Origin of the sequence: Oceanibaculum pacificum, from assembly GCF_001618175.1 — a bacterium.
Classification (GTDB): Bacteria; Pseudomonadota; Alphaproteobacteria; order Oceanibaculales; family Oceanibaculaceae; genus Oceanibaculum; species Oceanibaculum pacificum.
Genome location: NZ_LPXN01000083.1, coordinates 1 through 5851, shown reverse-complemented (window position 1 = coordinate 5851; position 5851 = coordinate 1). Strand labels below are relative to the sequence as shown.

The 5851-nt window shown below is 67.5% G+C and carries 3 protein-coding genes; 2 read left to right on the top strand and 1 reads right to left on the bottom strand.

Translation table 11 applies throughout. The features are described from left to right. Nucleotides 1-35: 35 nt before the first annotated feature. Nucleotides 36-1223: an NAD(P)/FAD-dependent oxidoreductase gene (locus tag AUP43_RS05935; RefSeq protein WP_067553763.1), complete on the bottom strand. Its 1188-nt coding sequence runs from the start codon at nt 1221-1223 to the stop codon at nt 36-38. Nucleotides 1224-1343: 120 nt separating this feature from the next. Between AUP43_RS05935 and AUP43_RS05930 the strand changes: the two genes are divergently transcribed. Further along, nucleotides 1344-4238, top strand: a complete 2895-nt coding sequence (locus tag AUP43_RS05930; protein ID WP_067553761.1) for a [protein-PII] uridylyltransferase — start codon at nt 1344-1346, stop codon at nt 4236-4238. Nucleotides 4239-4281: 43 nt separating this feature from the next. Further along, nucleotides 4282-5823, top strand: a complete 1542-nt coding sequence (gene murJ / locus AUP43_RS05925) for a murein biosynthesis integral membrane protein MurJ (RefSeq protein WP_198154835.1) — start codon at nt 4282-4284, stop codon at nt 5821-5823. Nucleotides 5824-5851 lie beyond the last annotated feature (28 nt).

Here is a 5851-nt window from a genome sequence, read left to right as displayed (position 1 = left end):
CGGAGCTGGGTGAGGGGAGACCCGGCACCGCCCCGTCACACCACGTTCAGCTCCAGGATCGGTTCGTTCCGGGCGAAGCGTTCGAAGCCGAAGCGGGTAAGGTCGATGGTGGTGAAGCGCCCGTCGAGCAGCAGCTCGGCGATGGCGCGGCCGACCGCTGGGCTCTGCTGCAACCCATGGCCGGAGAAACCGTTGGCGAAGACCAGGTTGGTTATCTCCGGATGCCGGCCGACAATGCCGTTCTGATCGATCGTATTGTAATCGTAATGACCGGCCCAGGCTCCGGTCAGCTTGATCGCCTCGAAGGCCGGCACGCGGGCCGCCAGGGCCGGCCAGACGATCTCCTCGAACAGGCCGTATTCGACGTCCAGATCGTCGGAATCCGGATCCTGATCCTCCGGCGGGGAGACGCCGCCGATGAAGCCCTTGCCCTCGGGCCGGAAATAGACGCCCGACGGGTCGATGGTCAGCGGGGCCAGTGGGGCGATCGGCGTGCGGCAGTCGAACACATAGACGAAGCGTTTCTTCGGCGCGACCGGCAGCAACGCCCCGGCCAGCGCCGCCAGCCTGCCGCCCTGCGCGCCGGCGGCGTTCACCAGCGTGCCGCAGCCGATGGCCCCGCCGATCTTCAGGATCGCCGCCTGGATTCTGGCCCCATCGCGGGCGATGCCGACCACCTCGTCCTGCAGATAGGTCACGCCCAGCGACCGCGCCTTGCGCTTGAAGGCTTGCAGCAGAGTGAAGGGATCGAACCAGCCCTCATTGCGCAGGCCCAGGCAGCCCAGCGCGATGCCGTCCGTGCTCAGCCAGGGAAAGCGCGCGGCAAGGGCTTCCGGCTCCAGCAGCGCGGTATCGACGCCGTGCGCCGCCTGGGTAGCGTGATTCTGGCGCAAGATGCCCTGACCCGCCTCGCTGGCCAGGAACAGATAGCCGCCCTCGACGAAATGAATGTCCGGCCGCTCGCCCTCGACTTCGAGCAGGTCGGGCACGCGCTTCAGGAAGTCGGCCCCGAATTTGCCGATCTCGATATTTTCCGGCGTGGAGAATTGTTGGCGGATGCCGCCGGCCGAAAGCGGCGTGGAGGCGCGGGCATAGGTCGGATCGCGTTCTACCACGGTGATTTTGCCCGCCTGGCCGGAGGCGGCGAGGAAATAAGCGATGGCGCTGCCGATCACGCCGCCGCCGACGATTAGAATGTCGCTGCTGGATGGATGCCCGGTCACGAGAACAACCCGCGTAGGAGAATAAAGCGATGGGCCGTGGTGATACGCCCTTAAATCGCTTAACGTGTCGCCTATCCTTATAGCCGTAGCCCAAGCCACGGAGAAAGGGCGAAGCGCCGCATGCTGTCATCGATTCTCGCCAAGGCCGTTCCCGGTAAGCCCGCCCCGACGCCCGCGCCGCGCCGCCGCGGCGCCGGCAGTGGGCTGGCCGACCGCGCCGCCCTGTTCGATAGCGCCCGGCTGGCGGGCGATATCGCGCGGCTGGCGGAACGCCAGGATCTGAGCCAGACCGAGCTGCGCAACGGCGTACTGGCGCGGCTGCGCGACGCGCTGGCCAATGGCCGCGAGGAGGTCGAGCGTCGCTTCATGGCGCAAAAGCCGGGCGAACGCATTGGCGAGAAAACGGTGCGCAGCCTGGCCTTCGTGATGGACGAGCTGATCCGCGTGCTGGCCGACTTCACCACCGAGCGGGTCTTCCCGGCCGGCAATCCTACCCTGGGCGAGCAGATCGCGGTGGTCGCCGTCGGCGGCTATGGCCGGGGCGAGCTGGCCCCCTTTTCCGATGTCGATCTGTTGTTCCTGCTGCCCTACAAGCAGACCCCGCGCGGCGAGCAGGTAGTGGAATATCTGCTCTACATGCTGTGGGACCTGGGCTTGAAGGTCGGCCATTCCACCCGCTCCATCGATGAGTGTCTGCGCCAGGCGCGCGGCGATGTGACGATCCGCACGGCGATGCTGGAATCGCGCCCGATCTGGGGCAGCGAGGCGCTGTATGACGAGCTGGAACAGCGTTTCGAGGCCGAGGTGGTGCAGGGCACGGCACTGGATTTCGTCGAGGCGAAACTGACGGAAAGATCCACCCGGCACGACAAGATGGGCGGCTCGCGCTATGTGCTGGAGCCGAACATCAAGGAGGGCAAGGGTGGCCTGCGCGACCTGCACACGCTGTTCTGGATCGCGAAATACGTCTATGGCGCGGACAGTATCGACCAGCTGGTGCGCGACGGCGTGATGACGTCGGCCGAGAAACGCTCTTTCGTCAAATCGCAGGACTTTCTGTGGACGCTGCGCTGCCACCTGCACTACCTGACCGGCCGGGCGGAGGAGCGCATCACCTTCGATGTGCAGACCGAGATGGCGCGCCGCCTGGGCTATACCGACCATGCCGGCACCATCGCGGTCGAGCGCTTCATGAAGCATTATTTCGTGATCGCCAAGGAGGTCGGAAACCTGACGCGCATCGTCTGCGCCGCCATCGAGGCGAAAATCCAGCGCCGTCCCCGGCTGCGCCTGCCCGCGATGCCGTTCCGTAAGCGTAACTATGACGGTTTCGTGCTGGATGGGGAGCGCCTGTCGGTGCCGCGCCCGGATATCTTCGCCACCGACCCGGTAAATTTCATCCGGCTGTTCCACAGCGCCCAGGCGCATGATCTCGACGTGCATCCCGACGCGCTGCTGCTGATCGCGCAGAATTTGAGGCGCGTCGATGCCTCGCTGCGCGCCGATGCCGAGGCGAACCGGCTGTTCCTGGAAATCCTCAGTTCGCCCAAGGGGCCTGAACGCGCGCTGCGGCTGATGAACGAGGCCGGCGTGCTGGGCCGTTTCGTCCCGGATTTCGGCCGCGTCGTCGCCCAGATGCAGTTCGACATGTATCATGTCTACACCACCGACGAGCATACGATCCGGGCGATGGGCATCCTGCACCAGATCGAGGCCGGGCAGTTGGCCGAGATCGCGCCGGTCGCCAGCGAGATCGTCCACAAGGTGCTGTCGCGCCGGGCGCTGTTCGTCGGGCTGTTCCTGCACGACATCGCCAAGGGGCGCGGCGGCAACCATTCCACGCTGGGCGAGAAGGTGGCGATGCGCCTGGGCCCGCGCTTCGGCCTGAGCGACGAGGAGACCGAGACCGTCGCCTGGCTGGTGCGCAACCATCTCTGGTTCACCGCCTTCGCCTTCAAGCGCGACATTGGCGATCCGAAGACGATCCAGGATTTCTGCGAGATCATCAAATCGCCGGAGCGGCTGCGCCTGCTGCTGGTGCTGACCGTTGCCGATGTGCGGGCGACCAACCCGGCAATCTGGAACAATTGGAAGGCGGCCCTGCTGCGCGATCTGTATTACCGCGCCGATGAGGTGCTGTCGGGCGAGGTGTCGCAGGCGGCCCTGGCCAGCGGGCAGCAGAATAACGCCCGCGCCGAAGCCGCCAAGAGCGCGCTCCGCGCCGCCCTGACGGATTGGGAGCCGCCCGCCATCGACGCCCATCTGGCGCTGGGGCCGACAGCCTATTGGCTGGGGTTCGATGCCGACAGCCACGCCCGCCATGCCCGGCTGATGCGCGAGGCCGCGCTGATGGAAGCGCCGCTGCTGATCGACACCCGCATCGACGCGCATCGCGGCGTGACCGAGGTGACGATCTGCACGCCCGACCATCCCGGCCTGTTCAGCCGCCTGGCCGGGGCCATGGCGGTGGGCGGGGCCAGCATCGTCGATGCCCGCATCTTCACCATGGCGAACGGCATGGCGCTGGACGTGTTCTGGGTGCAGGACGCGACCGACGGCCCGTTCGACCAGCCGACCAAGCTGGCCAAGCTGTCGGCGGCGATCCACAAGGCGATGTCCGGCGAATTGCGGCCGAAGCAGGAATTGCTGAAGCGCGTCGCCTCGGTGCCCAGCCGAACCCGCGTCTTCAAGGTGCCGCCGCGCGTGCTGATCGACAACAAGGCCAGCGCCACCCATACGGTGATCGAGTTGAACGGCCGCGACCGGCCGGGCCTGCTGTACGACGTCACCCGGGCGCTGACCCAGCTGTCGCTGCAAATCTCCAGCGCCAAGATCTCGACCTATGGCGAGATGGCCATCGACGTGTTCTATGTGAAGGACGTGTTCGGGCTGAAGGTGGAGCATGCGCAGAAGCTGGCCGGCATCCGCGATAGCCTGCTGAGAGCCCTGGCCGAGCCGGGATCGGCGCAGAGCATGGAGAAACGCCGCAAGCCCACCGCCCGCGCCGCCGAATAGGATCGCCCTTCCCTCCCGCATCGGGTAGACAATCGCCGCCATGATGCTGCGCCATATCGCCACCGTCGGCGGCTATACGATGCTGAGCCGGCTGGCCGGCTTCGCCCGGGACATTCTCGTCGCCGCCTATCTGGGCGCGGGGCCGGTGGCCGACGCCTTCTTCGTCGCCTTCAAATTCCCGAACTTCTTCCGCCGGCTGAGCGGCGAGGGCGCGTTCTCGGTCGCCTTCATCCCGATGTTCTCCGGCACGCTGGCGACGCAGGGCCGGCAGGAGGCGCTGGAATTCGCCAACCGCACGCTGGCGGTGATGGCGGCGATCATGCTGGGCTTCCTGCTGGTGATGGAGTTGATCATGCCCTGGGCGATGCATGTCATCGCCCCCGGCTTCGCCGACGATCCGGCGCAATTCGCCCTGGCGGTGGAGCTGACGCGCATCACCTTCCCCTATCTGCCGCTGATCTCCTTCGTCGCCCTCATGGGCGGCATGCTGAACGCGATGGACCGTTTCGCCGCCATGGCGGCCGCGCCGATCATGCTGAATCTGTGCCTGATCCTGGCGCTGTTCGCCGGCGTGCCCTATGCCGAGACGCCGGGCCACGCGCTGGCCTGGGGCGTGGTGGTGGCCGGCATCGTGCAATTCGCCTGGCTGCTGATCGCCTGCCACCAGGCCGGCATGAGCCTGCGCCCGGTGCGCCCGCGGCTGACGCCGGACATCCGCAAGCTGTTCCGCCTGATCCTGCCGGCCGCCGTGGGGGCCGGCGTCATGCAGATCAATCTCATGGTCGACGTGCTGCTGGCGTCGCTGCTGCCGACCGGCGCGATCTCCTATCTTTACTACGCCGACCGGGTGAACCAGCTGCCGCTGGGCGTGGTCGGCATCGCCATCGGCACGGCGCTGCTGCCGCTGCTGTCGCGCCAGGTGAAGACCGGCGACGCGGCGGGCGCCTCGGACAGCCAGAATCGCGGGCTGGAGGTGGCGCTGCTGCTGACCCTGCCGGCGACCGCCGGGCTGGTGGTGTTGGCCGTGCCGATCATCGAGGTGCTGTTCCAGCGCGGGGCCTTTACGCCACAAGACGCACGGGCGACCGGGCTGGCGCTGGCGGCCTATGCCATCGGCCTGCCCGCCTATGTGCTGGTGAAGGTGCTGGCCCCCGGCTTCTACGCCCGCGAGGATACGGCGACGCCGGTGAAGGTGGCGGTCGGCGCGATGCTGGTGAATCTGGTGATCGGGGTCACGCTGATGCAGGTCATCGCCCATGTCGGGCTGGCGCTGGCCACCGCCGTCGCCTCCTGGGTGAATGCCGGGCTGCTGGGGCTGATCCTGCACCGGCGCGGCATGTTCACGACCGACCAGCGCCTGCGCCGCCGCTCCTGGCGGATCCTGGCGGCCAGTCTGGTCATGGCGGCGGCATTGCTGCCCGGCCTGTGGCTATACGACGCAACGCTGGGCCAGCCCCCCGCCCTGCGCGCCGCCGGCCTCGCCGTGCTGGTGCTGCTGGGCGCCCTGGTCTACGGCCTCGCCTGCCAGCTCACCGGCGCGGCCCGGCTGGGCGAGCTGAAGCGCATGCTGAAGCGGCGGAAATAAGGAGATTTCCCTCGCCCCGGCAGGGGAG